This window comes from Sphingomonas albertensis, from assembly GCF_014358075.1.
Taxonomy (GTDB): Bacteria; Pseudomonadota; Alphaproteobacteria; order Sphingomonadales; family Sphingomonadaceae; genus Sphingomonas; species Sphingomonas albertensis.
Window position 1 is genome coordinate 29454 of the sequence record NZ_JACONT010000030.1, and the last position, 25658, is coordinate 55111.

At 67.0% G+C, this 25658-nt stretch carries 29 protein-coding genes and 1 pseudogene; 27 read left to right on the plus strand and 3 right to left on the minus strand.

The window, feature by feature from the left end:
* Positions 1-136: 136 nt before the first annotated feature.
* The 9 genes from H8S47_RS13480 (at position 137) to H8S47_RS13520 (ending at position 7102) form a co-directional block, all read left to right on the plus strand.
* A complete protein-coding gene (locus H8S47_RS13480; protein ID WP_187504359.1) occupies positions 137-811 on the plus strand; it encodes a motility protein A in 675 nt (224 codons plus the stop codon).
* The gene (locus H8S47_RS13485) at positions 808-1329 is read left to right on the plus strand and encodes a hypothetical protein (RefSeq protein ID WP_187504360.1); all 522 of its coding nucleotides are present in this window, start codon (positions 808-810) and stop codon (positions 1327-1329) included. Before H8S47_RS13480 ends, H8S47_RS13485 begins: the two co-directional genes overlap by 4 nt.
* Positions 1326-1820 (plus strand): flagella basal body P-ring formation protein FlgA, encoded by a 495-nt coding sequence (locus H8S47_RS13490; protein WP_187504361.1) that lies wholly within the window; start codon positions 1326-1328, stop codon positions 1818-1820. The genes H8S47_RS13485 and H8S47_RS13490 overlap by 4 nt, the downstream gene beginning before the upstream one ends.
* 100 nt (positions 1821-1920) lie before the next feature.
* A complete protein-coding gene (flgM, locus tag H8S47_RS13495) occupies positions 1921-2232 on the plus strand; it encodes a flagellar biosynthesis anti-sigma factor FlgM (protein ID WP_187504362.1) in 312 nt (103 codons plus the stop codon).
* Entirely contained in the window at positions 2219-2536 is a 318-nt protein-coding gene (locus H8S47_RS13500) for a flagellar protein FlgN (RefSeq protein WP_187504363.1), read from the plus strand. The genes flgM and H8S47_RS13500 overlap by 14 nt, the downstream gene beginning before the upstream one ends.
* A gap of 124 nt (positions 2537-2660) precedes the next feature.
* Positions 2661-3506 carry a lytic transglycosylase domain-containing protein gene (locus H8S47_RS13505; RefSeq protein ID WP_187504364.1) on the plus strand — a complete coding sequence of 282 codons (846 nt, stop codon included), beginning with the start codon at positions 2661-2663 and terminating at the stop codon, positions 3504-3506.
* A gap of 3 nt (positions 3507-3509) precedes the next feature.
* A complete protein-coding gene (gene flhA, locus H8S47_RS13510) occupies positions 3510-5570 on the plus strand; it encodes a flagellar biosynthesis protein FlhA (RefSeq protein WP_187504365.1) in 2061 nt (686 codons plus the stop codon).
* Complete coding sequence (locus H8S47_RS13515) at positions 5567-6331, plus strand: FliA/WhiG family RNA polymerase sigma factor (protein ID WP_187504366.1); 765 nt, start codon at positions 5567-5569, stop codon at positions 6329-6331. Before flhA ends, H8S47_RS13515 begins: the two co-directional genes overlap by 4 nt.
* 168 nt (positions 6332-6499) lie before the next feature.
* Positions 6500-7102 carry a hypothetical protein gene (locus H8S47_RS13520; protein WP_187504367.1) on the plus strand — a complete coding sequence of 201 codons (603 nt, stop codon included), beginning with the start codon at positions 6500-6502 and terminating at the stop codon, positions 7100-7102.
* A gap of 167 nt (positions 7103-7269) precedes the next feature.
* Here the strand turns inward: H8S47_RS13520 and H8S47_RS13525 are convergent, their stop codons facing one another.
* On the minus strand, positions 7270-8169 hold the full coding sequence (locus H8S47_RS13525) for a flagellin N-terminal helical domain-containing protein (RefSeq protein WP_187504368.1): 900 nt from the start codon (positions 8167-8169) through the stop codon (positions 7270-7272).
* Between the two features lie 289 nt (positions 8170-8458).
* Here H8S47_RS13525 and H8S47_RS13530 point away from each other — a divergent pair, with 289 nt between their 5' ends.
* From H8S47_RS13530 to H8S47_RS13615, 18 genes are all read left to right on the plus strand, one after another.
* Positions 8459-9760 (plus strand): sigma-54 interaction domain-containing protein, encoded by a 1302-nt coding sequence (locus H8S47_RS13530; protein ID WP_187504369.1) that lies wholly within the window; start codon positions 8459-8461, stop codon positions 9758-9760.
* Positions 9757-10119 (plus strand): flagellar hook-basal body complex protein FliE, encoded by a 363-nt coding sequence (gene fliE / locus H8S47_RS13535; RefSeq protein ID WP_187504370.1) that lies wholly within the window; start codon positions 9757-9759, stop codon positions 10117-10119. The genes H8S47_RS13530 and fliE overlap by 4 nt, the downstream gene beginning before the upstream one ends.
* Before the next feature lies 1 nt (position 10120).
* On the plus strand, positions 10121-11803 hold the full coding sequence (gene fliF / locus H8S47_RS13540) for a flagellar basal-body MS-ring/collar protein FliF (RefSeq protein WP_187504371.1): 1683 nt from the start codon (positions 10121-10123) through the stop codon (positions 11801-11803).
* The gene (gene fliG / locus H8S47_RS13545) at positions 11800-12810 is read left to right on the plus strand and encodes a flagellar motor switch protein FliG (protein ID WP_187504372.1); all 1011 of its coding nucleotides are present in this window, start codon (positions 11800-11802) and stop codon (positions 12808-12810) included. The genes fliF and fliG overlap by 4 nt, the downstream gene beginning before the upstream one ends.
* Positions 12803-13555: a FliH/SctL family protein gene (locus H8S47_RS13550; protein WP_187504373.1), complete on the plus strand. Its 753-nt coding sequence runs from the start codon at positions 12803-12805 to the stop codon at positions 13553-13555. Before fliG ends, H8S47_RS13550 begins: the two co-directional genes overlap by 8 nt.
* Positions 13549-14874, plus strand: a complete 1326-nt coding sequence (locus tag H8S47_RS13555) for a FliI/YscN family ATPase (protein ID WP_187504374.1) — start codon at positions 13549-13551, stop codon at positions 14872-14874. Before H8S47_RS13550 ends, H8S47_RS13555 begins: the two co-directional genes overlap by 7 nt.
* 1 nt (position 14875) lies before the next feature.
* Complete coding sequence (locus tag H8S47_RS13560; protein ID WP_187504375.1) at positions 14876-15301, plus strand: hypothetical protein; 426 nt, start codon at positions 14876-14878, stop codon at positions 15299-15301.
* Between the two features lie 47 nt (positions 15302-15348).
* Positions 15349-17094 (plus strand): flagellar hook-length control protein FliK, encoded by a 1746-nt coding sequence (locus H8S47_RS13565; protein ID WP_187504376.1) that lies wholly within the window; start codon positions 15349-15351, stop codon positions 17092-17094.
* A 16-nt stretch (positions 17095-17110) separates the two neighbouring features.
* Positions 17111-17740 (plus strand): flagellar basal body-associated FliL family protein, encoded by a 630-nt coding sequence (locus tag H8S47_RS13570; protein WP_187504377.1) that lies wholly within the window; start codon positions 17111-17113, stop codon positions 17738-17740.
* 3 nt (positions 17741-17743) lie between these two features.
* Positions 17744-18706, plus strand: a complete 963-nt coding sequence (locus tag H8S47_RS13575; RefSeq protein WP_060526203.1) for a flagellar motor switch protein FliM — start codon at positions 17744-17746, stop codon at positions 18704-18706.
* Positions 18703-18993 carry a flagellar motor switch protein FliN gene (gene fliN, locus H8S47_RS13580; protein ID WP_056054132.1) on the plus strand — a complete coding sequence of 97 codons (291 nt, stop codon included), beginning with the start codon at positions 18703-18705 and terminating at the stop codon, positions 18991-18993. Before H8S47_RS13575 ends, fliN begins: the two co-directional genes overlap by 4 nt.
* A gap of 6 nt (positions 18994-18999) precedes the next feature.
* Positions 19000-19254, plus strand: a complete 255-nt coding sequence (locus tag H8S47_RS13585) for a flagellar biosynthetic protein FliO (protein ID WP_056054129.1) — start codon at positions 19000-19002, stop codon at positions 19252-19254.
* A gap of 155 nt (positions 19255-19409) precedes the next feature.
* Entirely contained in the window at positions 19410-20201 is a 792-nt protein-coding gene (gene fliP / locus H8S47_RS13590) for a flagellar type III secretion system pore protein FliP (protein WP_398456247.1), read from the plus strand.
* Between the two features lie 4 nt (positions 20202-20205).
* Positions 20206-20475 carry a flagellar biosynthesis protein FliQ gene (fliQ, locus tag H8S47_RS13595; RefSeq protein WP_055874447.1) on the plus strand — a complete coding sequence of 90 codons (270 nt, stop codon included), beginning with the start codon at positions 20206-20208 and terminating at the stop codon, positions 20473-20475.
* A 123-nt stretch (positions 20476-20598) separates the two neighbouring features.
* Entirely contained in the window at positions 20599-21372 is a 774-nt protein-coding gene (gene fliR / locus H8S47_RS13600) for a flagellar biosynthetic protein FliR (RefSeq protein WP_187504379.1), read from the plus strand.
* The gene (gene flhB / locus H8S47_RS13605) at positions 21372-22514 is read left to right on the plus strand and encodes a flagellar type III secretion system protein FlhB (protein ID WP_187504380.1); all 1143 of its coding nucleotides are present in this window, start codon (positions 21372-21374) and stop codon (positions 22512-22514) included. The genes fliR and flhB overlap by 1 nt, the downstream gene beginning before the upstream one ends.
* A gap of 57 nt (positions 22515-22571) precedes the next feature.
* Entirely contained in the window at positions 22572-24014 is a 1443-nt protein-coding gene (gene fliD, locus H8S47_RS13610; protein ID WP_187504381.1) for a flagellar filament capping protein FliD, read from the plus strand.
* The gene (locus H8S47_RS13615; protein ID WP_187504382.1) at positions 24011-24409 is read left to right on the plus strand and encodes a flagellar export chaperone FliS; all 399 of its coding nucleotides are present in this window, start codon (positions 24011-24013) and stop codon (positions 24407-24409) included. Before fliD ends, H8S47_RS13615 begins: the two co-directional genes overlap by 4 nt.
* A 3-nt stretch (positions 24410-24412) precedes the next feature.
* On the opposite strand, the gene H8S47_RS13620 is transcribed toward H8S47_RS13615, so the two are convergent.
* Both H8S47_RS13620 and H8S47_RS13625 read right to left on the minus strand, forming a co-directional pair.
* Positions 24413-25366 carry a CorA family divalent cation transporter gene (locus tag H8S47_RS13620; RefSeq protein WP_187504383.1) on the minus strand — a complete coding sequence of 318 codons (954 nt, stop codon included), beginning with the start codon at positions 25364-25366 and terminating at the stop codon, positions 24413-24415.
* A gap of 13 nt (positions 25367-25379) precedes the next feature.
* Positions 25380-25658, minus strand: a pseudogene (locus H8S47_RS13625) (siroheme synthase); the annotation flags it as partial.

Below are 25658 nucleotides of genomic sequence, written 5' to 3' on the forward strand. Positions count from 1 at the left end.
CAACAAACCCACCCACCCCTAGCCCCTCCCTTCACCAGGGAGGGGAACAGAAGATCAGGGCCCCGGCATGACGGAGGGCACGAGACTTCGGCGGCGCCCACACAATCCGGCACACCCCTTGCATCACCCCACGCACATGATCACGCTCGCCCAACTCCTCGACCCTGCAGCACTCGCCATCGTCGGTGGCGGCACGGTGCTGGCGGTCGTCCTCCGCACCCCCTTCGGCGATCTCGGCTCCGCGCTCGCTGCGGTGACGACGCTCGCCCGCGGCCGGTTCGATGCCGACCCGTTGCTCCAGCAGATCACCGCGCTGGCACGCATCGCCAAGCGTCATGGCGTGATGGCGCTCGATCGCTCGGTCATCACCGACAGGGACGTCGCCGCGGGCATCGCCGCGATCGTCGACGGCGCCTCGGCAACCGACGTCGCGACGCTCGTCCAGCACCGCCGGCGCGCCCGCATAGAGCGCCACGTCGCCGCCGCCGACGTCTGGGCCGGCGCGGCGGAGGTCGCCCCCGCGATGGGCATGGTCGGCACGCTGATCGGCCTCGCGCAGATGTTCGCGACGATGAGCGATCCCGGCGCGATCGGTGGCGCAATGGCGGTGGCGCTGCTCGCCACGCTGTACGGCGCGCTGTTCGCCAACCTGCTGTTCATGCCGATCGCCAACCGCCTGCGCGCGCAAGGCCGCAACGAGGCGTTCGAGCGTGCGCGTATCGAAGCGCCGCTCGTGGCGCTTGCCGAACGCGAGACGCCGCGCGGGTATGTCGCGCCCCATCCCGCTCCAAGCCTGGCCACCGTCGCATGAACGCCAGCGAATACCCCGACGTCCCGACCGGCAAGCCGCTCTGGCTGATCACGCTCGCCGACCTCGCGCTGTTGCTGGTCGGCTTTCTCGTGCTCCTGCAGGCGACCCAACATATCGGCGGAAAAGACCTCGCCAAGGGAATCCGCGAAGGCTTCGGCGCGAACGACGTAGAGCCCGCGCCGATGCCCGTCGCCGCCGCCGGCATCCTCGATTTCGCGCCCGGCTCGGCGATCCTGCCGACCACGCCCGGCGCGCTGGTAGCCTGGGCGCGCGAGGCCGCGCGTGATCCCCGCGTGATGCTCACCGTCACCGGCTCGACCGACGGCACGCCCGCCGATATCGACCGCGTCACCGGCAGCGCCGCGATCCTCGCCGCCGACCGTGCGCGCACCGTCGCCGCCGCGCTCGCGGCGGTCGCACCGGCGCGGGTTGCGATCGTCACCGCCACCAAACCCGGCCGCCGCGCCGCCATCGTCTCCGTCGCCTTTGTCGGCGAACCGCTTAGGACAAAGCCATGATCCTCCCGCTCCTGCTCGTCGCCGCCAGCTTCCAAGATACCGCCGCGCTCGATCGCTCGGTCGCCGCCTTTACCGGCCGCCCAACCGGCGCCGAGGGTGGCGCGCGCACGCCGGTCGACGCGCGACTGCGCCTCGCGACCTGTCCGACGGTGTCGCTGTCGTGGCGCACCGAGCAGCATGATGCCGTCGTAGTCTCGTGCGCCGGCCCGGCGTGGCGGATCTTCGTGCCGGTCATCCGGCCGGCAAGCGCACCCGCCGCGATCGCCGCGCCGTTCGTCCCCGCCGCCAAGGTCGCACCGGTCATCAAGCGCGGCGATCCTATCGTGATCGAGGCCGGCACCGAGGGCTTCTCGATCAGCCGCGAGGGCGTCGCGATGGGCGACGCAGCCCCTGGCGGCCGCTTCATGGTCAAGGTCGACGCGACGCGCACGCCGGTCCAGGCGATCGCCGTCGAGGCGGGCCGTGCGACGCTGCCCGGTTGGTCGAACTAAAGTCTGGTCGAACTAAATTCGGCAGACAGATTAATTTCGCTAAAGCTTTTCACCATGCGGCCGTTCCTCCTGTTGTCATCGCAAACCAAAGGATGCGGACATGGTGGACTCGATCGGTGCGAAGCCGTCAGTAGCAGGAGATCGTTCCGTCGTGCGCGTCGCCGCCGCGACGCCGACGACGGCCGTACAGACCCCGGTACAGACCTCGGTACAGCCGCAAGCGCAGGCCTCGGTGCGCTCGGACTCGCTGGCGCTGGCCAAGTCGATGGCATCCGCCCCGCCGGTCAATGCGTCACGCGTCGCCGAGATCAAGAAGGCGATCGCCAGCGGCAATTTCCCGATCCTCCCCGCGACCATCGCCGATCGGCTGATGGCGTTCCGCCTGGACTGGACTTCGAATGACAAGGCGTGATGCCCTGATCCGCGTGATCGACGCGCTCCACGCAGAGATCGCCGCGCTGAAATCGAACGACGTCGCCAGCCTGGAGCGCGCGACGGCGGACAAGCTCGCCGGGATCGAACAGATCGCGACGCTCGGCACCGGGCCGGCGGGCACCGAGATCCGCGAGCTGGCCGACGAGGCCAACCGGCTCAACGAGACCTGCCGGATCTACACCAATTTGATGGCGGCAAATGTCCGCCGCCGCCTGCAAACCCTGACCGGCGACGGCGCCGTTGCCGGGTACCGGCCGGGACTTAGGGCGGCGTACGCCTGACTTCTGCGCCCCTCCCTTCCAGGGAGGGGAGACCGTCGCCGATCGAACGATCGTAGCGGTCAAATACTAAAACTGGCACGCCCCTTGCTGAGTATCCCCTGAACCAGGGGCACCGCACACGGGCATGACCGTCAATCCTATCACTACCGGCCGGATCCAGTCCGCGATCGCGCTTGCGAGCAGCAAGACGGGCGTGGATTTCGACTATCTGCTTGGCCAGGCGAAGCTTGAGAGCGGGCTGAACGCCAATGCCAAGGCCGGCACGTCGAGCGCATCGGGCCTCTATCAGTTCATCGAACAGAGCTGGCTCTCCGTCGTCAAGAAGCACGGCGCCGAGCACGGCATGGCGTGGGCCGCGAACAGCATCGGCCAGTCGTCGAGCGGCCGACTCTCGGTCGGCGACGCCGGCACCAAGGCGGCGATCCTCGCGCTGCGCAACGATCCCAACGCCGCCTCGCTGATGGCGGCCGAATACGCCTCCGACAACAAAGCTTCGCTCGAAGGCACGCTGAACCGCCCGGCGTCGGGCACCGACCTGTATATGGCGCATTTCATGGGTCTCGGCGGCGCGACCAAGTTCCTCAAGACGATGCAGGCCAACCCGCAGGCGAGCGGCGCCGCGCTGTTCCCCGCCGCCGCACGCGCGAACCACAACGTCTTTTACGATTCGAACAACCAGCCGCGCACGCTCTCGGCGATCTACGACCGGTTCGCTGACAAGCTTGGTGGCGCCGCCGCAGGGGCAAGCGCCACCGCAACGCCCACCAACTTCGCGTCGCAGGCGCTCGACATGGACGGCAGCACGGTCATCACCGGCAGCAACGAAAGCGCAGACGACGCGCTCGCCTGGGCCACGACTGCGATGGGCAAGTTCACCGGTCGGACGACGCAGACCGCCGCCAGCATCCTGCGCCCGACGCCCGACACCGCCCGCCTCGCCTACATGATGCTCGCACGGTTGGGCGGCTAAGCGATGAACCGCATCCTCTCCAACGCGCGCGCGTCCGTACTGCCGCTCGCGATCCTGCTGCTCGTGCTCGTCATGGTCGTGCCGATCCCGGCGTTCATGCTCGATATCTTCTTCGTGGCGAACATCGCGATCAGCCTCGCGGTGCTGATGGTCGCCTTGAACGCACAAAAGCCGCTCGATTTCTCCGCATTCCCAACCGTCCTGCTGTTCGCCACGCTGTTTCGTCTCGGCCTCAACGTCGCCTCGACCCGCATCGTGCTGGTCCACGGCCACGAGGGCGAGAGCGCGGCGGGCCACGTCATCGAGGCGTTCGGCACGTTCCTGATCGGCGGCGATTACGTCGTCGGCATCTTCGTCTTCGCGATCCTGATGATCATCAACATGATCGTCGTCACCAAGGGCGCCGGCCGCGTCTCCGAAGTCAGCGCGCGCTTCACGCTCGACGCGCTGCCCGGCAAGCAGATGGCGATCGACGCCGACCTGAACGCGGGCCTCATCACCCCCGACGAAGCCAAGGCGCGCCGCGTCGAAGTCTCGACCGAAGCCGATTTCTACGGCTCGATGGACGGCTCGTCGAAGTTCGTGAAGGGCGATGCGGTCGCGGCGATGCTGATCCTCGCCGCCAACATCATCGGCGGCCTGATCCTCGGCCCCGTCAGCCACGGCATGACGATCGCGGATGCCGCGCACAACTACATCCTGCTCGCGATCGGCGACGCACTCGTCGCGCAGCTGCCGTCGCTGATGCTGTCGATCGCCGCCGCCTCGATCGTCACGCGCGTCACCTCCGACAAGGATCTCGCCGGCCAGATCGGCGGCCAGTTCGGGTCGCCCCGCACCTGGACGCCGGTCGCCGTAATCCTCGCGCTGCTCGGCATCCTACCCGGCATGCCGCACATGGTGATACTCCCAGCGGCAGCGATCGCCGGGTTCGCCGCGTGGAAGCTGCGCCAGATCGAACTGCGCCCCGCCCCCGTCGTCGTCGTCCCCGTCGAGACGATCGACCAGTCGAAGATCGGCTGGGAGGAAGTCACCGACGGCATGCAGGTCAATCTCGACATCGGCTACGGCCTGGTGCCGCTCGCCGACGAGCGTCGCGGGTCGCCGCTGATGAGCCGGATCACCGGGGTCCGCCGCCAGCTTTCGAAGGAACTCGGCTTCGTCGTGCCGCAGGTTCGCGTTCGCGACGACATCAACCTCGCGCCGTACGTCTACCGCATCCTCGTCAACGGCGTCGTCGTCGGCGAAGACACCGTGTCGCCCGACGAGATGCTCGCGCTCGACACCGGCCAGGCGTTCGGCGATCTGTTCGGCAAGAAGGTCAAAGATCCTACCTTCGGGCTCGACGCGACCTGGGTCGATGCGGGCGACGCCGATGCCGCGACCGGTGCGGGCTATCTCGTGGTCGATCCCGGCACCGTGATGGCGACGCACCTCAATCACCTGCTCGGCCAGAACGCGTCCGAGCTGCTCGGCCAGGACGAAGTGCAGGCGCTGCTCGACGGCCTCAAGGAGCGCGCCGCGCAACTGGTCGCCGCGCTCGCGCCGCTGCCGATCACGACCTTGACGCAAGTCCTCAAGGGCCTGCTCGCGGAGAACGTCCCGCTCAAGGAATTCCGTCGCATCGCCGGCGCGATCGCGGTCGCGGCGCAGCGCACGCAGGACGCCGAGGAGATCATCGAGACGATCCGTCCCGAGCTCGGCGCGCTCATCATCCAGAAACTGTGCGGCGTGCGCGAACCGCTGCGCGTCATGACGTTGGAGGGTCAATTGGAAGGTCTGCTCGGCCAGGCGATGCGCGCCGATCAATCGCGCCGCCACGTCATCGAACCCGATCTCGGCCGCCGCATCGTCGAGGCGCTGCAACGCGCCGCCGAACCGCTGATCGCCGAGGCCAAACCGTTCGCGCTGGTCGTCCAGCCGACCATCCGCATCGCCATCCGCAAGCTGGTGCGGACATGCCTGCCCGATACGCCGGTGATGTCGTTCTTCGAGGTGCCTGAAGAAAAGGCCGTCGAAGTCGTTGCGGTCATCGGTGCCTCGCAGCAGGCGCTGGCGGCATGACCGCGCTCCCGATGCGCGGCGCGTTCGCCGATGCGCAGCCCTTCTCAGGCCAGCCGCTCACCTACCGCCCGCACCAACGCCCCGGCGGCGACGCGGACCAGCTCGTCAAACAGCACCTGCCGCTGGTCCGCCGGATCGCGTGGCACGTCCATGGCAGCATGAGCAGCAGCGTCGAGGTCGAGGATCTGATCCAGGTCGGCCTGGTCGCGCTGGTCGAGGCCGCCGCGAATTTCGACGAACGCGGCATGCCGTTCAAGACCTACCTCATCACCCGCCTGCGCGGCAGCATGATCGACGAACTCCGCCGCCAGGCCACGTCGACGCGCGGCGCAATGCGGCGTCGACGTCAATATGCCGAGGCGATCTCGACGCTCACCGCCCGCACGGGCAAGGCTCCCGGAGAAGACATGATCGCAGAGCATATCGGCGTGACGATCGAAAAACTCCGCACCGACTACGTCACCGCCGACTCGCTCCGCTTCGACTCGATCGACGAGATGTATGCGGACGACCTGCCCTGGTTCGCCGACGACACGCCCGACGCGTTCGAGCAGCTCGCCGACAGCGACATGCGCGAGGCCTTGATCAAGGCGATCACCGCACTCCCCGAACGCGAGGCGCAAGTTATCCAGCTCTATTACGTCGAGGAACTCAATCTCGAAGAGATCGGCGAAGTCTTCGGCGTCGGTTCGGCCCGCGTCTGCCAGATCAAGGCGTCGGCGCACGCAAAGTTGAAGAAGGTCCTCGCCCGGCAAATCTGAGTTCGCCTGAGCCGCGGAAGGAAGTGTTGGCTCCGATACGGAGCCACCTTCTGTATACGTCCGCCTGTGCAGGTAACATCATGCTCACCGAACCATTCGGGGGGGGCATCCATGTCGTACAGGAACTATGCTTTAGCAGGCGCTGCGATCCTAGCCCTCGCGCCAGCTATGGCGATGGCGCGATCCGGCACTGCCGATTCCCAAGACCGATCCCGCACATCCACGCGTAGCGATCCGGCAAGGTCGGAACCTGCTGACGAAAAGCTGACCACCGGCTCGAAGGATGACGACGATGACCGAACTCCTGGAACAACCAACGACTTCGCCGGCCTGAAATTCGGCGTCGGAATCTCGTTCACGCTCGCCAACGGCGATCGCGACCGAGTGAGCGACGCGTCGATCGTCAACGGGATCGTTCGCGTCAACGACGAGGATAACGGCCGAGCCCGGATCATGCTCGAATCGCATTACTTCTTCACGCCTGGTAACCCGCCCGAGCAGGAGACCTGGGGCGTCGGCCCGTTCATTGCGCTCCAGCCGGGAACGAAGGACATCATCGAATCGGTCGGCATCGGCGTGATGGTGGGCTTCCGCCGCGGCACGGGGGACGAGAGCTTCAATCTCGGCATCGGTGCGGTAGTGGATCCGAACACGCGCGTGCTCGGCGACGGCATCGTCGCTGACTTACCCCTGCCTCCAGGCGAAACCAACGTGCGCTATAAAGAGGAAATGCAGACCGGCATCCTGATCATATCCTCGTTTTCGTTTTGATAACGCGCTTGGTTGCCGAGGTTGGCGCAATGGACCTGCAGCCAGACACGCAAAAACCCCGGTAGCTTGCGCCACCGAGGTTTTCTCCGCCCTCAGCTTCTGGGAAGCAAGGCGGGTCCGATCGGCACCGACACCCTTTGGGGGGGCGGTGCCGGTGCCGGTCCGGATTACTGAAGCAGCTTCAGGACGCTCTGCTGGCTCTGGTTCGCCTGGCTGAGCATCGCGGTCGATGCCTGGCTCAGGATCTGCGCCTTGGCGAGCGCGGTCGTTTCGGCGGAGAAATCGGTGTCCTCGATACGGCTCTTGGCGTCCGACAGGTTGGTCGAGTTCGAGGTCAGGTTGTTGACCGCCGACTGAAGCTGGTTCTGCGCCGCGCCGAGCGATGCACGACGGTTGGATACGAGCGAGATTGCATCATCATAATCGCTGAGGTCGCCACCCGCTGCGATCGTGGTCGTCGCGGGGGGGCCTGCAACAGTCGTTGCAATTACAACGCTGCCGACGCCGCCAGTAAGACTGGATCCTGTGCCCGTCGCAGCTTCGGCAAGGCTAGTTCCGAGATCCAACTCGATGACGTCGCTCGCATTCGCGCCAGCCTGGATATCGATTTTCTTCGCTGTCGTAGTAGTTGCTGGGGCGACCGGCGCAGTACCTGAAAACAGTTTCACGCCGTTAAATTCAGTGTTGGTGAGGACGTTCGTGATCTGCTTGGCCAACGAATCCTGCTCTAGCTTAATGTTGGCTTGGTCGCTGACAGAATACGTGCCGTTGCCCTTCTGAACTTCAAGTTCGCGCATGCGCTGAAGGTTGTTCGTCACCTCTTCGAGTGCGCCTTCTGCTGTCTGGGCCATCGAGATGCCGTCGTTGGCGTTGCGAATGCCCTGGTTCATGCCACGAATCTGCGAAGTCATCGACGATGCGATGGCAAGCCCTGCTGCGTTGTCCTTGGCCGAGTTGATGCTCTTACCGGTCGACAGGCGCTCCATCGAGGTCGCGAGAGCGTTGCTGGCTGCGTTTGAAGCGTTGGCCGCGCGCATGGCCGAGACGTTGGTACCAATGACAGTCATAGCGAAATCTCCGTAAATGTTCCGACGATCCGCGCCGCCCCCATGGCGAAAACCCCGTGCCGTCGAGATGAGTAACGGCCGCCTCCGCGCCGACTTAAGAGAAAAAATTGCCCCTCGCGTACGGGCTCGCACGCGGCCTTGCACAGGGGCGTCGCGCGGTCGTGCACGGGCAAGCGCACCGCGTGTGTCCGCGCGGACGCGCCCGGACAAAATTTGCCGGCGAACGGCAGCGTTTAACCACAAGTTTACCAACCTGGGTGCACTTCTCGAATCGTCCAGGGGGAACACCATGCGTTCGATTTTTCCGTCAGCCGCAGTAACTTCGCGGAAATATGCGCTCGTCTCGTCGCTTCGTGCGCAGGGGTTCGGCGTAGGCTCGTTCGAGACCGCCCAGCCGGGTGCGAACGACCTGTTTCTGGTCGCTGACGGCGAGGGCATCATCGCCCCTGCCCGCACCGTCGTGATCGGCTGCGAAGGTCGCGAAGTGACCCCGTCGCGTGACGGTGCGCCGGCGCGGATCAGCTTCGCGGCCGAGGACACTGCGGTCGGCAACGGCTTCGCCCGTGCGCTGATCGGCGGCCCGGAAATGCCGACCGCCGCGGACCCGGAATCACTCGCGCTGCTCGCCCTCGCGGAGCGCGTCGCCGCCGCCGACATCACCGTGCTGATCAACGGTCCGACCGGCACCGGCAAGGAAGTGCTCGCGCGTGCCATCCACAATGGCTCCGCGCGGAAAGACAAGCCGTTCATCGCGATCAACTGCGCCGCGCTCCCAGAGTCGATGCTCGAGGCGCTGCTGTTCGGGCACCAGAAAGGTGCGTTCACCGGTGCATCGTCGGGCGGCGACGGGTTCTTCCGCGCGGCAAACGGCGGCACGATTTTGCTGGACGAAATCGCCGAGATGCCACTGCAACTGCAGGCGAAGCTCCTCCGCGTGTTGCAGGAGCGCGAGGTCGTGCCGCTCGGCGCGTCGGTGCCGCAGCCGATCGACGTCCGCGTCATCGCCTGCGCCAACCGCGATCTCCACGCCGAAGTCGCCGCCGGCCGTTTCCGCGCCGATCTCTATTACCGCCTCGCGGTGTTCCCGCTCGCGACCAAGTCGCTGGCCGAGCGCCCGCAGGATATCCCCGCGCTCGCCGCGACGCTGATCCTGCGTCACGCCGGCAACCGCAACGTCATTCCCTGGCCGAGCCATGCGGCGATCGAACAGCTGATGCTGCACGATTGGCCCGGCAACGTCCGCGAGCTGGAGAACGTGATCCAGCGCGCGCTGCTGTTCTGCGGCGGCGATACGATCGAGGCGAACCACATCGTGTTCGACCGCCCGGTGACGATGACCTTTCAGCGCACCGCTTCGGTGACGCCGATCGCACCAGTCGCAACGCCGGCCGAGCCCGAGACCTTGGGCAACATCGTCCAGATGAGCGAATTCGCGGCGATCCGCGAGACGCTGAAGGCCTGCAACGGCAGCCGCATCGAGACCGCCAAGCGCCTCGGCATTTCCGAACGCACGCTGCGCTATCGCCTCGCCAAGGCACGCGAGCAGGGCGACGATATCGGCAGCGTCCATAACTGGGCCGCCTCGGCATGAGCGGCGTGTCCGGAATCGGAGGCGGCGCGATGAGCGTCGACCGAGTCATGGCACTGCGCTCGCAGATCCTCGAACGCAACCAGGCGCTTTCGCGCGCTGGTGCCGCCGGGAACGTCGCGCCGACAGAGACGGTCAAGCCGACCAGCTTTGCCGACACGATGGAAACCGCGCTGAAGAGCGTGAACGACGGCCAGACCCAGGCTGCCAAGCTCAGCGAAAGCTATGAGCGCGGCGAGACGGTCGACATCGCGAAAGTGATGCTCGCCCGCCAGCAGGCGTCAGTCGGGTTCGAAGCCACGTTGCAGGTCCGCAACAAGCTGCTGTCCGCCTACAAGGATATCATGAGCATGCCGGTCTAACATGAGCACCGCACTCATCCCCGCTTCGTCTGGTGCAACCGAACGGTTCGCCAATCCCCTCCAGCAGATCAAGGGCGTGTTCGCGCAGCCCGCCGTTCGCCGCTCGCTGCCGATGGCGCTGATGGTCGGCCTGATCGCCGCCGCCGCGCTTGCGTGGATGAGCCTGTCGACGCCGCCGCAGAAGACGCTGTTCAGCGGCCTGCCGGATTCGGACAAGGCCGCGGTGACGTCCGCGCTAACCACAGCGAACATCAAGAGCCATATCGACGAAGGCACCGGCGCGCTGACCGTCGGCGAAGACGATTACAGCCGCGCCAAAATGCTGCTGGCGGGCCAGGGCCTGCCGAAGGCGGCGCCCGGCGGTTACGCGATCCTCGATCAGTTGCCGATGGGCGTTTCGCGCGCGGTCGAAGGCGAACGCCTCCGCCAGGCACGCGAGTCCGAGATGGCGAAGTCGATCGAGGAGATCGATGCGGTCGCCGAGGCGCGCGTTCATCTCGCCATGCCGGAAGCGTCGGTGTTCGTCCGCGACAACGCTGCGCCGTCGGCGTCGGTGATCCTCAAACTTCAAGGCGGGCGTTCGCTCAGCGATGCGCAGGTAAGCTCAATCATCAATCTCGTCGCATCATCGGTGCCGGGCATGAAGCCCGAGGCCGTGACGATCGTCGACCAGATGGGCGCGCTGCTCACCAAGGCCGGCGGCAACGACGGCGCGGGCGCCGCGAGCGACGCGCGGATCGATATCCAGCGCCGTATCGAGGACAAGTATCGCACGCAGCTGATCGCGCTGCTTACGCCACTGGTCGGTGCAGGCAATTTTACCGCCGAGGTCCAGGCCGACGTCAATCTCGACGAGAGCCAGGCGACGCGCGAAAGCTATGAGAAGCAGGGCGTCCTGCGTGCCGAGACGGGTAACTGGACCGGCAATCAGAGGGACGGCGCGGGCGCTGCTCCAGGCGGCATTCCTGGTGCGCTGAGCAATACGCCGCCGGCCGCGAGCACGCTGTCGACGCCACAGCCCGCGACGGGCAATCCAGGCGCCCCCGCGCAGCCGGTCGCCGGTGGCGCTGCGCCCGATGCGATGAAGCAGTCCGACCAGTATCAGCGCGCCTACGACCTCGGCCGCGAAGTGTCGGTAACGCGCGCGACGCCGGGTGGGGTCAAGCGCCTCTCGGTCGCCGTGCTCCTGCGCGATCCCGAAAAGGGTCGCCGCACCGCGATGGAAATCAACCAGATCAGCGATCTCGTGAAGAGCGCGGTCGGCTTCGACCAGGCGCGCAACGACAACGTGACGGTCATCAGCCGCAAGTTCGCCGGCGCCACCGATGCCGCTACCGGTCCTGCCTGGTACGACAATGCCTGGCTGCCGGTGCTCGCCCGCAACGGCACCGCGATCGTGATCGCGCTGCTGGTGCTGCTGCTCGGCGTCCGCCCGATCGCCAAGGCGCTGATGAAGAAGCGCGAGGACGCCACCACGCGTCCCGCCTTCGGCCAGCCGATCGGCGAGGTCGATGGCGACGGCGCGCCCGCCGGGATTGGGGTCGCGCCCCCCGTCAGCCTCGACCAGCTCGAGAACACGCGCGGCTATGACGACCGGATCGGCGCGGTCCGCGGCTTCACGCGCGACAATCCGACGCGCGCGGCACTGGCGGTGCGCGACATGATCAAGGCGGACGCGAAGTGAGCGAGGTCGCACTTCGCACCTACACCGGCGTCGAGCGCGCCGCGGTGCTGATGATGCTGGTCGGCGAGGAGGAGGCCGCGGCCATCCTCCAGAAGCTCGAACCCGAAGAGGTACGCCAGCTCGGTGCGGCGATGTTCAAGGTCGCCGACGTGTCGGAGCAAGAAGTCGAGGACGTGCTGGACGATTTCGTCGACCGCGCCCGCGAGCGGACCGCGATCGGCTTCGACCCGCGCCCCAAGATCGAGGCGGTGATGAACCGCGCTTTGGGTCGTGAAAAGGCCGAGAGCGTACTCGCGCGGATCACGCCGGCCGAGGCGGCATGCGAACTCGAACTGCTCGACTGGCTCGACGCGCCCGAGATCGCGGCGATGATCGAGAAGGAGCATCCGCAGATCGCCGCCGTACTGATCGCCAATCTCGATGCGTCGGTCGGCGGCCAGGTCCTCGAACTGCTGCCCGACGCGGTCCAGCCCGACATCCTCCACCGCATCGCGCGGCTCGGGCCGATCACGCCCGAAGCCGTCGATACGCTGCGCACGCTGCTCGCCAACCGCACCAGCACAGGGTCGACCGGCGCTGGCGTCACGCTGGGTGGCACACGCGAGGCGGCGAAGATTCTGTCCGGTGCGCGCAAAGCGACCGAACAGCGGGTGATGCCGAAGCTGTTCAAGATCGACCGCGATGTCGCAAAAGCGATCGAGGAGGCGATGTTCGTCTTCGACAACCTGCTCGAACTCGACGACAAGAATCTGGGCACGCTGATCCGCAACGTCGACAGCGAGATCCTGACCAAGTCGCTGAAGGGCGTCGACGAGACGATCCGCAACCGTTTCCTCGGCTGCATGTCGGCGCGCGCCGCCGACGGCATCCGCGACGAGATGGAGGCACGCGGGCCGATGAAGCTCGCCGAAGTGCTCGAAGCGCAAAAGGCGATGATCGCGATCGCGCGCGGGCTGGCGAAGGACGGCACGATCCAGATGGGCGGGGGCGAAGACGATTATGTCTAACGGCTTCACCGCGGGCTTCGCGTCGCGCCACACGACGACGGCGCACATCCTGGCGAGTGCGTTCGCGCCGCCGTCCGGCTTCGCCGCGGCGGATATCCGCGAGCGTGCCGCACCGCGTCCGACAAGCAACTTTTCGTCGCCGAGCTTCACCTCGCAACCCATCACGGAGCCGAGTGCGCCGAAACACTTCAGCCCGGCGGACAAGGACGTGAACCCGACCGCGGGCTGGGATCCGCTCGATCCGGTGAGCGAATCCTCGTTCATCGATCCGCTCGCCGACGCGCATGCCGCCGGTTATGCCGAGGGCCTCGCCGCTGCGGCTGCTGCCGCGCGGGACGCTGGAGCGCGCGACACCGCGTTGCTCGGCGATCTCGCCACCGCGCTGGGCGGCGACCGGATCGACCGCGAACGGATCGCCGCCCAACTCCGCCAGACCGTGCTGTTCCTGGTTTCGAAACTGGTTGGCGAAGTCGGGATCGCGCCCGACGTCCTTGCCGGCCGGATCGAGACCGCCGCCGAACTCCTGTCGGACTCCGCCGAATCCGCGCTGCTGCGCGTTCATCCCGACGATGTCGCATTGCTCGAAGGCCGCTTGCCGAAAACGATCTTCGCCGCGGGCGATCCGGGCGTCGCGCGCGGCAGCTTCGTACTCGAAAGCGCATCGACCATCGTCGAGGACGGCCCCGAACTCTGGCTCGATCAACTTGCGCAGGCGATCGACCGGGTGCCGGTGCCCAAATGCTGAACCGCTTTACCGCCGACTATCTCGAAACCCTCTCCAACGCCGATTTCGTCGCCAAGCCAAAGGTCTCGGGCCGTCTCGCCTCGTTCGACGGCCTCCTCATGGAAGCGGTCGGCCTGACCCTTCCGGTCGGCACCGTCTGCCAGGTCGGCGAAGGCGCGGCGAGCGTCGAGGCCGAGGTAATCGGCTTCCGCAACGGCCGCACGTTGATGATGAACCTCGGTGGCCCCGCCGCGCTCCTACCGCGCGCGCCGGTCAAGCCGATCGGCCCTCCGGGCGAGGCCGAAGTCGGTGCCGCGCTGCTCGGTCGCGTGGTCGACGGCGCCGGCAAGCCGATCGACGGGCTCGGTCCGATCCGTGGTGCCGGGCGCTGGCCGCTGGCCGGCAAGCTCCAGTCGCCGCTCGACCGTGGCCGCGTGCTCGAACCGCTCGACGTCGGCGTGCGCGCGATCAACGGCCTGCTGACGATCGGCCAGGGCCAGCGCGTCGGCATCATGGCCGGGTCGGGCGTCGGCAAGTCGGTGCTGCTCGGCATGATCGTCCGCGCGGCCCAGGCCGACGTGATCGTCATCGGCCTGATCGGCGAGCGCAGCCGCGAAGTCGCCGACTTCCTCGAAACCAAGGTTGCCGGCGAAGCGCGCAAACGCTCGGTCGTCGTCGCCGTCCCCGCCAACCACTCCCCCGTCCTCCGCATCCGCGGCGCACTCCGGGCGCACGCGATCGCCGAGTCCTTCCGCGACGAGGGCAAGAAGGTCCTCCTGATCATGGATTCGCTGACCCGCGTCGCGCATGCCGGTCGCGAGATCGGCCTGGCGCTCGGCGAACCCGCGTCCGCGCGCGGCTATCCGCCGTCCGCCATCGCGATGCTGCCGAACCTGATCGAACGCGCCGGCGTCGACGTCCACACCGGCGGCTCGATCACCGCGATCTACACGGTGCTGGCGGACGGCGACGACGGCAACGATCCGGTGGTGGACTCGGCGCGCTCGATCCTCGACGGCCACATCGTCCTCAACCGCCATCTCGCCGAGCGCGGCGTCTACCCCGCGATCGACATCGGCCCGTCGGTCAGCCGCGTGATGACCGACATCGTCGACGCCCCCCATGCCAAGGCCGCGCGGACGCTCCGCCGCCACCTCGCCACGTACGAGGAAAACCGCGACCTCGTGCTGATGGGCGCCTATCGCCACGGTGCCGATCCGGCGATCGACGCCGCCATCGCCTGCCACCCGGCGGTCATGGAATATATCCGCCAGGACGCCGACGAGACCGTCTCGTTGAACGATGCGGTCGCCGAACTGACCGGCGTGTTCGGCGGCTGAGATGGCGGAGGCCCGTAGCAAGACGCTGGCGCGCATCCACCGCGTCCGCACGCTTCAGCTCGGGCTGACCCGCGCCGACGAAGCCCGCGCGCACGACAAGTTCGCCAGCGAACAGGCGCTTTCCGGCCGCATCGCACTGCTCGCCGAAGCCGTCGCGCCGATCCACGAAACGCGCGCCGCGGTCTCGCTGGGCGCGTCGGCACATTACCGCGACCGCCTGCAACAATCCGCCAATGCCGCGGTCGAACGCGTGCAGGCGGCCGAAAATCGCGTCGAACGCGCCGCCGAGGCAACCCACGCCGCCAAGCGCGATCAAAGCGCGGTCGAGAAGCTGCTCGCGCGCGCCGACGCCGACGCCGTGCTCAAGGCGATCCGCGCGATGGAGGAAGCGCCGGCGTTCCGGAAGGTTCGGCACGATCCTTGCTGAGGGAGGGCAATGCGGCCGCGTGCCGATCGCCCGAACGAGTATTCTGCATGATCCAGACCGCCGTCCTTTCTCCCGTTCTCCCCGCGCAGACACGATCGCCGGCCGTGCAGAACGGGCGCACGGTGGTCGATTTCGCCGATTCCTTTGCACAGGCAAACGATGCGCCCGACGAGGGTGCGTTTCCCGGCCTGCCGCCTGCACCGTCGGCGCCGACGGCGCTCGTCCCCCTTCCGGGCATCGCTCCCGATGCCGTCATCCTGCAGGACGCCGCCGTAACCGGCAACGTCTTGCCGATCGTGACGCCCGCCACTGACCAAGCGGTGGAATGGCAGCCCATGCTCGCACCACACCCCGCGCAGACACTGGCGATTGCGAAGCCGTCACTGCTTCCGGCAAGCACCCTGACGCCCAAAATGGTCGAAACCGCGCCGCCCGACGGCAAAGCCGAGCCGGTCGCGATCCCCGCCCCGGTCGTACGTATCGCCCGACCGACGGCGTTCGCTGGGATACGCCGCGATCCCCGCCCCAAGGATGGCCCGGCCGCGGACGAAGTCACGGAGCAGCCCGCCGAGGCCCCGATGCCGGCAAGCCCAACCATCGCCGCAGACATGATGCTCGCGCCGCAACCGGCGGTTCTCCCCTTGCCGGTCGTCGCGATCGCCGTCGATGTCGCCGAGACGGCGCGTACGGATGACGGCACTGCGACGGCTCCACTATCGCCAGGACTTCCATCGTCTGTCAGCAAGTTCGCCGACGCCACGCCCTCCCGCAAGACGGGCAAGGCTGGCCAGCAAGCGCAGGCCGCAGCACCGCAGACGGAAGAGACGACCGCACCCGCACCCATACCGCCTCCGGCAGCCGCTGCCGATAGACGCCCTTCGTCGGCCGTCACAAGCAACGCGACGCTTGCTTCCAGTTCCGCGCAAAGCCTGCCAATCGCCCTCGCGACCCTTCCACCGATCGTCGCCCCACCCGCGGAACCGGGGGCGCCCATTGTACCGACATCGGTCTTGCCTTCCCTCACGGGCCCGGCATCCACAGGAAGAGTCGATACTCCGGCGTTGCCCGAGATCACCGACGCATCGCCCGTATCGACCGGCATCGACGCGAACAACGCCATGACGCGCTGGGGCTCGACCGACGCCACCGCGCCCGTCGCACTCGCCATGGCCCTACCCGACGCGATCCAGCCGCAGCCGGGTATTGTCGCGTCGGCAAGCCAGGTGTTCGGCGCTGCGATCCAGGCCGCGACCAGGGCGCGCGACGATCGCGACAAGGCGGACCCGACCATATCCTCGCTGGTAACCAGCGCGCCCGTATCGGCACCGGCGATCCGAACGGCCGAGACGCAGCAGGCGCCGCTCGACATGCGCCAGGATCGCTGGCCGCACGCGATGATCGAACGGATCGAGATCCTCCGCGATGCCGCCGACGCCGGCGACACGCGGATCCGCCTGATCCCCGACGCGCTCGGTGCGATCGACGTATCGATGAGAAAGGACGGCGACACCGTCCGCGTCCATTTCCATGCCGAGCAGAGCGCAACCCGCACCCTGTTGCAGGATGCCCAGCCACGGCTGGTCGAACTGGCCGAAGCGCGTGGGCTGAAGCTTGCCCAGGGATCGCTCGGCCAAGGATCGCTTGGCCAGGGATCGCTTGGCCAGGGCACGCCAGGCGACGGCGCGGCGAACAACAGCCAGCACCGCCCGCCAGCGACGCCGCAAGCCCCGACTCGCACCACGGCTTCGCCGGCGGTGGACGCACCGCTCACCGAAGACACCCGAATCGCTTGAACCGAAGGACCCCGATATGGCCGACAAGAAAGATACTGCGGACGCAGCGCCCAAGAAAAAGGGCAAGATGAAGACGATCCTGATCGGCGGCGGTGCGCTGCTGGTCCTGGTCGGTGGCGGCGTCGGCGCGGGCGTCTATGCCAGTAACGCCGGGTTGCTCGGAGGCGGTCACGCGGCGGTCGACGACGGCAAGCCCAAGCTCGTCCCCAAGAGCGAGCAGAAGCATGCCGGCGAGGGCGGCGATGAAGGCGGCGGTCATGGCGGCGGCGATGAAGCCGCGCCCGAAAACCACGGCATGAAGCCCCCCGCAGGAGAGGGCGGCGACAAATACGCGTCGACCTATTACCCGATGGAGAAGGAATTCACCTCGAATCTCCAGGACTCGCCGCACTTCGTCCAGGTCGGGATCGCGGTCGCCACGCCGTACGACGACACCGTCATCACCAACCTCAAGACCAACGACATCGCGGTCCGCTCGGCGATCCTGATGGCGCTCGGCGACACCACCGAAGAGCAGGTGATGAGCAGCGACGGCAAGCGTCAGTTGCAGGTCAGACTGGCCAAAGCGATCAACGATACGCTCAAGCAGAAGGAAGGCTTCGGCGGCATCGGTAACGTTTACTTTACCAGTTTCGTTGTTCAGTGAGGCATGGTTAACGAGGCCTCAGCAAAGACGCGCGAGCGACGCGACCGGGATCGCTCCGGCGCGCCCAAGGACGGCGTGCTGCATCAGGGCGTGCTCGGCGGGGCCAAGCTCAATCCGTTCGGCGACCTGCATTCGCTGCAGCATCTGTCGGCGCGGTTCGCACGCGGTTTGCGCGGCGTGTTCGAGCCGTTGCTGCGCCAGGAGGTCCGCTGCTGGGCCGAGCCTTTGGTGGTCCAGCGCTTCACCGATTACCGCGCGGAACGCAGCGATGCGCTGACCGCGTGGCTGCCGTTGATCATGACGCCGGGGATGGCGCAGGCGCTTTGCATCATGGACGGCAAGTTCGTGCTCGAGATGCTCGACATGTTCTTCGGCGGCACCGGCGCCGCGCCGCACACGTTGCCGACCGAATTCTCACCCGCCGCCGAGGCGATGGTCGCGCGGATAGGCCAGATGATCGCCGCGCCGCTGAAGACCGCGTGGGAGCCGATGGCGCGGTTCGACTTCCTGCCGACGCGCGTCGAGGTGAACCCCGCGATGATCGCCGATCTCGACGGCGAGGATGCGATGATCGTCACGCGCTTCGGGATCGCCGCAGGGGCGGCAAAGCCAGTGTTCCTCGATCTCGTCTACCCCGTGTCCGCGCTGAAGCCGCATGCGCCGTCGCTGACCGCCAAGGTCGTCGGCAAGTCGGCCGAGCCCGATCCGGCGTGGCGCACCGAGCTGACGCGCGCGGCGATGAACGTCCGTTTCCCGATCCGCTCGGTGCTCGCCGAGCCGGTCGTCAAGCTGACCATGCTGATGGACCTGAAGCCGGGCGACGTGATCCCGATCACCATCTCGGGCGACGTGCCGGTGATGGTCGGCAACAACCGGCTCGGCTGCGGCACGGTCGGCACGTCCAATGGCTTCGCCGCCATCCAGCTCACCTCGATTACCAGTTTCGACGAAGGATTTGCAGCATGAACGACATGACCGGAGGCTTCCCCGTAGATGCTGCCGTCGCCGCCAATTTCCGGCTGCTCCAGGATGTCGACGTCAAGTTGACCGTCGAGATCGGCTCGACCAGCCTGACGCTGCGCGAGCTGCTCGCGCTGGGTGAATCCAGCGTGATCGAACTCGATCGCCAGGCCAACGAGTTGCTCGACGTGTTCGTCAACGGCACCTTGATCGGACGCGGCGAAGTGGTGACGGTCGGCGAGCGCTTCGGCGTGCGGATGACCGAGCTCGTGTCGCCCGACAAGCGCGGCTGATCGACGATGCTCTGGACCTATATCCTCAAGCTCGTCATCCTGCTGCCACTGGTGTGCGGCCTGATGTTCGGCTGCCTGTATCTGTGGCGCAAGTTCGAGAGCCGGATCCCAGGCAAGCCCTCGACGCGGCTGATCGGCGTCAAGGAAACGATGATGATCTCGCCGGGCCTGCGCCTCGCGGTGATCGATTTCGAGGGTCGCCGGCTGCTCGTGTCGGTCGGCCGTGGCGGCGTGCACCTGATCGACAAGGTCGACGCATGAGCGCGGTCGCTCGCCCAAAGGTGACGCGCAAAGGCTCGGGCCCTGCCCTGTTTTCCGCGCCGAAGCGCTCCCCGTTTTCCCGCGAACGCGGGAATCCAGGAGCCAAGACCGTTGCCCTCCATAACCCTGGATCCCCGCGTTCGCGAGGAAACAGCTTGGTGTGGATCGGCCTAGCCCTCTTGCTTGCCCTCTTCCTCGCGATGCCGGCCTTCGCACAAGCCGTCCCCGCCCCGACCAACCCGGCCGTCGGCGACGCGGTCGATCGCGCGCTCGGACAGCTTGGCGGCCAGGCTGCGGGCAACACCGGCCAGAGCGGCTCGCTGTCGCTGTCGCTGCAAGTCCTCATCATCATGGGGCTGCTGACGATCCTGCCGGGGATCCTGCTGATGATGACCAGCTTCACGCGGATCATCATCGTGCTCGCGATCCTGCGCCAGGCGCTCGGGCTGCAGCAGACGCCGCCGAACCAGGTGCTGCTCGGCCTGTCGCTGTTCCTGTCCTTCTTCATCATGGCGCCGACGATCAGCCAGATCAACACGACCGCGATCCAGCCCTATGCCGCCGGGCAGCTCGCCGGCACGCAGATGATCACCACCGCTGGCGTCCCGCTGCACGCGTTCATGGTGAAGCAGACCCGCGTGAAGGACGTCACGATGTTCGCGCAGATCGCGAAGTCGGGCCCCTATGCCTCGTCGCTCGACATCCCCTTCTCGGTGCTGCTCCCCGCGTTCGTCACGAGCGAACTGAAGACCGCATTCCAGATCGGCTTCCTGATCTTCCTGCCGTTCATCGTCATCGACCTGGTCGTCGCGACCGTGCTGATGTCGCTCGGCATGGCGATGCTCAGCCCGACGATCATCTCTCTGCCATTCAAGCTGCTGCTGTTCGTACTGGTCGACGGCTGGGCGCTGACGATGGGCAGCCTCGCCAACTCGTTCGCGACCTGAGAGCATGGACGCGCAATATTTCCTGACCGTCGCCAACCAGACGATGTGGGTGCTGGCGCTCGCCAGCGCGCCGATCCTGATCCCGGCGCTGCTCGCGGGGCTGATCCTCGGGATGATCCAGGCGGCGACGTCGATCAACGAACAGACGCTGTCGTTCGTGCCGAAGCTGGTGGTGGTCGCGGTGTCGATCCTGATCTTCGGCAGCCTGATCCTGGGCTTGTTGAGCGATTTCACGATCGGGATCTTCGAGCGCATCCCGGATCTTGTTAAATGAGCCAAAATTTCCGTTCGTCCCGAGTAGACTTCGAGCTCGTCGAGAAGGCGTATCGAGGGGCAGGTACCTCGATACGGGCCCTCGACTTCGCTCGGTCCCTACTCGGCACGAACGGCAACTGAGATGTTGGGTTTTGGGCTCAGCATCGAGCCCCAGCTCTGGGCGCTGATCTTCGTGATGATCCGGATCGGTGCGACGTTCATCGCCGCGCCGGTGTTCGGCAACGTCTCGGTCCCGGTCACCGTGCGCGTCACACTGTCGGGCGCGATCGGGTTCCTCGTGCTCGCGGCGCACCCGATCGTCCCGCCGCAACAGATTTTCGCCGTCTCCACCATCCTATCCGCCGCCGCCGAAGCGCTGGTCGGCCTCGCGCTAGGCTTCGTGCTGCAGATTTCGTTCGCCGCGCCGATGATCGCGGCGGAAGTCATCGGCGGCGCGATGGGGCTCGGCTTCGCCTCCTCGATCGACCCGCAGAACGGCAAATCGAGCCCCGCGCTCGGCCAGTTCTTCTCGATCATGCTGACGCTGCTGTTCCTGTCGGTCGACGGCCACCTGATCCTGATCGACCTGATCGTCCGGAGCTACGACGTGCTCCCGCCCGGCGCCGCGTGGATCGGGATCGAGCGGCTGAAGGCGATCGCGTTCTTCGGCGGCTATGCGTTTCTCGCCGGCCTGCTGCTCGCACTCCCGGTCGGGTTCCTGCTGCTGTGCCTCAACATCGTCGTCGGCATGCTGAGCCGCGCCGCGCCCGCGCTCAACCTGTTCGCGGTCGGCCTCCCCGCCAGCCTCGCGGTCGGCGTCGTCACGCTGGCGATCGCGTTCCCAACGATGGGCGACTACATGCTCGTCATCGTCCGCGAAGGCCTGTCCGCCACCGAAAACCTGGTGCTCGGCTGATGTCTGAGGACAGCGGTGAAAAAACCGAATCCCCAACCGCCAAGCGCAAGAAGGATGCGGTCGACAAAGGCGACATCCTCCGCTCGCGCGACTTCGCCACCGCGCTGAGCATGGTCGCGGGTGTCGGCTGGCTGATCTACGCCGGCCCGCACCTCATCACCGCCTGCAAGCAGGTGATGGCATCGAGCTTCCAATTCACCCACGCCGATGTCGAGGATTTCTCGCCGTGGCGACCGCTGATGGAAGCCGGCGGCAAGCTCGCGCCGTCGCTGATCAGCCTGTTCGTCGTCACCATCGCCGCCGCGATCCTGAGTCAGGCCGGGCTCGGCGCGCTCGGCTTCAACGGCAAGCTGATGGCGCCCAAATACAGCCGCGTCGATCCCGCCGCCGGGTTGAAGCGCATCTTCGGATCGAACGGCTGGATCGAGCTCGGCAAGTCGCTGCTGAAGGTCATCCTGCTCGGCACGATCGGCGGCTGGATGCTGTGGAACGCCGCGCACACGACGATGGGCCTCGCCTCGTCCGCCGATCTGAACCAGGCGCTGTCGACGCTCGGCGGCACGTTCAAGGCGATCCTGATCGCAATGGCGTTCGGGCTGTGCGCGATCGCGGGCATCGATCTGCCGATCCAGATCATCCGCCGGCTCGGCAAGATGCGGATGTCGAAACAGGAGGTGAAGGACGAGCACAAGTCGACCGAGGGCAATGGTGAGGCGAAGGGCCAGATGCGCGCCAAGATGCGCGCGATGGCGAGCGGCGGCCTGCGCAAATCGGTCGCGGAGGCGCATGTCGTGCTGACCAACCCGACGCACTTCGCCGTCGCGCTGCGCTACGATCGCGGCAAGGACCAGGTGCCGGTGGTGGTCGCCAAGGGGCGCGGCGCGACCGCACTGGCGATCCGCGAACTGGCTGCTGAGGGTCGCGTGCCCGTACTCGAATATCCGATGCTCGCCCGCGCGGTCTATTACACCAGCAAGGAGGGGCAGGAAGTCCGCGACGACCTGTACATGGCGATCGCGACGGTGCTGGCCTTCGTCTTCGGGCTGAACGTTGCCGCAGGTGGCGCGGCGGCCCCGATCCAGCCGTTCGTCACCGTGCCGAAGGACGCTCGATTCGACGAAAATGGCATCAAACAGGCCTAAACATCGCGGCCGCCCGGCCGTTCTTACTGACGAGCGCGCACGTGCAGGGATTTCGCCATGGTAACATCGACGACGAGCACGACGGCCACGCCGACACCCGCGGCCACCCCGCAAAGTGCGGTCAACACCGCAACGCAAGCGCTGCTCAACGGGCTGAACGCGGGCTCGGGCGTCGACACCGGCACCTTGGTCACGTCGCTGGTCGAAGCGCAGTTCGCGGCACGCACGGCCGCGCTGAAGGCGAAATCCGACACCCTCACCGCGCAGATCTCGGGCGTCAGTACGCTCAAGAGCACGATGACCGGCTTCTCCACGGCGCTCGCCAATCTGGTGAAGAGCGGCAGCCTGCAGTCGCAGCCCAGCAGTTCCAACAGCACCATCCTGTCCGCGACCGCGCTGTCGGGTGCAAAACTGTCGAACCTGTCGGCCAGCGTCACCGTCACGCGCCTGGCGACCGCCCAGGTCGCGCGCACCACGACTGCGGTCCTTGCCGCAGATCGTGCCGCCTCGCTCGAGACCGGCGCGCTGACCCTGACGATCGGTGGCGGGGCAGGCATTGCGATCGATATCGGCGATGGCAGCATCGACGCGATCGCCGCCGGCATCAACGCGTCGAAGAGCGGGGTCACCGCCTCCGTCGTCACCGACGCCAGTGGCGGCGCCTATCTGTCGGTCAAGGGCGGCACCGGCACCGCACAGGCGTTCACCTTGAAGGGTGACGGTGCCAGCGGCGCGGTCGACATCGGCGGCGATGCGACGCAGACCAGCCTCGTGTCGACTGCGCAGAACGCGCTGCTCACCGTAGACGGCATCGAAGTCGAGCGACCGAGCAACACGGTCAGCGACCTTGTCGATGGCGTCAAACTGCAGCTCAACGCGGTGTCCACGGTCCCCGTCACGCTCGCCAGCAGCACGCCGACCGACGCGCTGACCCAGGCGGTCAACGATGTCGTCACGACCTTCAACGAGGTGCTGAAGACGATCACCGAACAGACCGATCCGATCACCGGCAACCTCCGCGCCGACCCGGCCGCGACGGCCTTGCTCCGCTCGCTGAAGGCGCTGGTGTCGAAGCCGCTGGTCGGCGGCGCGACCGCGGGCATTCCGCGCAGCCTGTCCGAGATCGGCGTCGCGACCAACACCGATGGTACGCTGCGCGTCGATACCACGCTGCTCGACCGGCAGCTCGCCGCCTATCCCGACACGATCGAATCGATGTTCGCGCCGTCCTCCACCAACGTCCTCGGCCTGTCCGGCACGCTCAGCGCGCTCACCAACAGCGCGACGAACACGTTGACCGGCCTCGGCGCGTCGACCGCGCGGTATACGGCCGCCGAAGCCGACCTCGCCAAGCAGCAGGACAAGGTCACCGACCAGTCCGCCCAGCTCACCACGCGCCTGACGCAGCAATATGCGAGCATGAACTCGCGCGTGTCCGCGTACAAATCGACCCAGGCGTTTCTCACCAACCAGATCGCAGCCTGGAACAAGAGCTCGTGACCTACGCCAGTACCCTCGCACGCGATCCGTTCGCGACCTATCGCCAGATTGACGCGGTCGGCCGTACCGCCACCGCGGATGGCCCTGCCCTCGTCCAACTGCTCTACAAGGAACTCGTCGCTGCCCTGCGCGCCGCCGCCTGGGCCTGCGAGAACCGCAAATTCTCCGTGAAGAGCGACCGGATCACGCGCGCCACCGCGATCCTGTTCGCACTCGAAGCCGGTCTGGACTTCGAAAAAGGCGGCCAGGTCTCGGAGACGCTCGCCCGCCTGTACGGCGGCGCGCGGAAAACCGTCATCAACGCCTCGCTCGGCCATGATCCGAAGCCGTTCAGCGATTCCGCGGACATGCTCGACGAGATCGCGCAGGCTTGGCGGACCGCCAGCGCCGCCTGACCTTTACCGCCGGAACCAGTGGCGTCCGGCAAAGTACAGCACGACGCCCGCCGCGATCACCGCACAGGCGCCGGCAATCGCGTCGAACGCCCAGGGCTCCTCGGCATAGGGCAGCCCCTTCACGTTCATGCCGTACAGCCCGGTGAGAAACGTCAGCGGCAGGAACACCAGCGCCGCCACCGAGATGATCAGCGAGCGGTTGTCGATCTGTTCGGCGCGCAGGTCGGTCAGCGTCTCGTGGATCAGCGCGGCGCGTTCGCGGATCGATTCGAGTTCCTCCGCCATCCGCGCGGCACGGTCCGCCGCTGCCGCCAGATGCAGCCGGTCGTCATCCGCCAGCCAGTCGCCGGGTAACGCCGCCAGTTTCTCCAACGCCGCACGTTGCGGGCTGAGGAAGCGTTTGTAGCCGATCGCCGCCACCCGCACCTTGCTGACCGCGCGCCGCAGTTCGAACACGCGGTTGGCGTCGAGCTGTTCCTCGCAATCGTCGAGCTGGTCGCCAAGCGACGCGACGTCAGGGTCGAGATCGGCGGTGATCGCGGTCGCGAATGCGGCGATCAGGTCCCCCGGATCGCGCACCTCGCCGCGTTCGACCATCTTTTCGACCTCGGCGACCGCGATCAACGGCTTCCGCGTGACCGAGAATACCCAGCCCTTCACCGCCCAGATCCGCACCGAGGCGAGCATGTCGGAGGTGTCGAGTTCCTCGTGCGAACGCCCCCGCAAGTTGACGAACGCACCGTCGCCGACCGCTTCGCAGCGCGGTCGCGTTTCGGTCGCAGTCAGCGCGTCGACCACATAGTCGAGCAGCTTGGCCTCGTCGCGGAGCCACGTCTGCGCGTGCTCGGCGGTCGTCGACAGATGCACCCAGACGAGGTCCGCGGTGCAGCCGAGCGCTTCCTTCACGTCGATCCGCGCGGCCTTGCCGTCGGTGACGCGAAAGCCGAACCCGCTCACAGGACCATCTCGCTCACAGGGCCATCTCGACATCGACCGACAGGCCGGTGCCGGGATCGCTCGGCATCGGCTCGCACAACCGCGCGGCATCGGCGCGCGCACGGTCGAGGATCGCGGCGGGAACGTCGGGGCGGTGATAGACCCGGTCGGCACTCGCCAGCGCGCGCGCCTGGCGCAGGGTGAGGTCGTCCGGATCGGTAGAGGTCAGGCGGATCACAACCTGCTCCCCTCCCTGAAAGGGAGGGGTTGGGGGTGGGTCGGCTGGTTGGGGATCGGCAGACACATCAGCGGC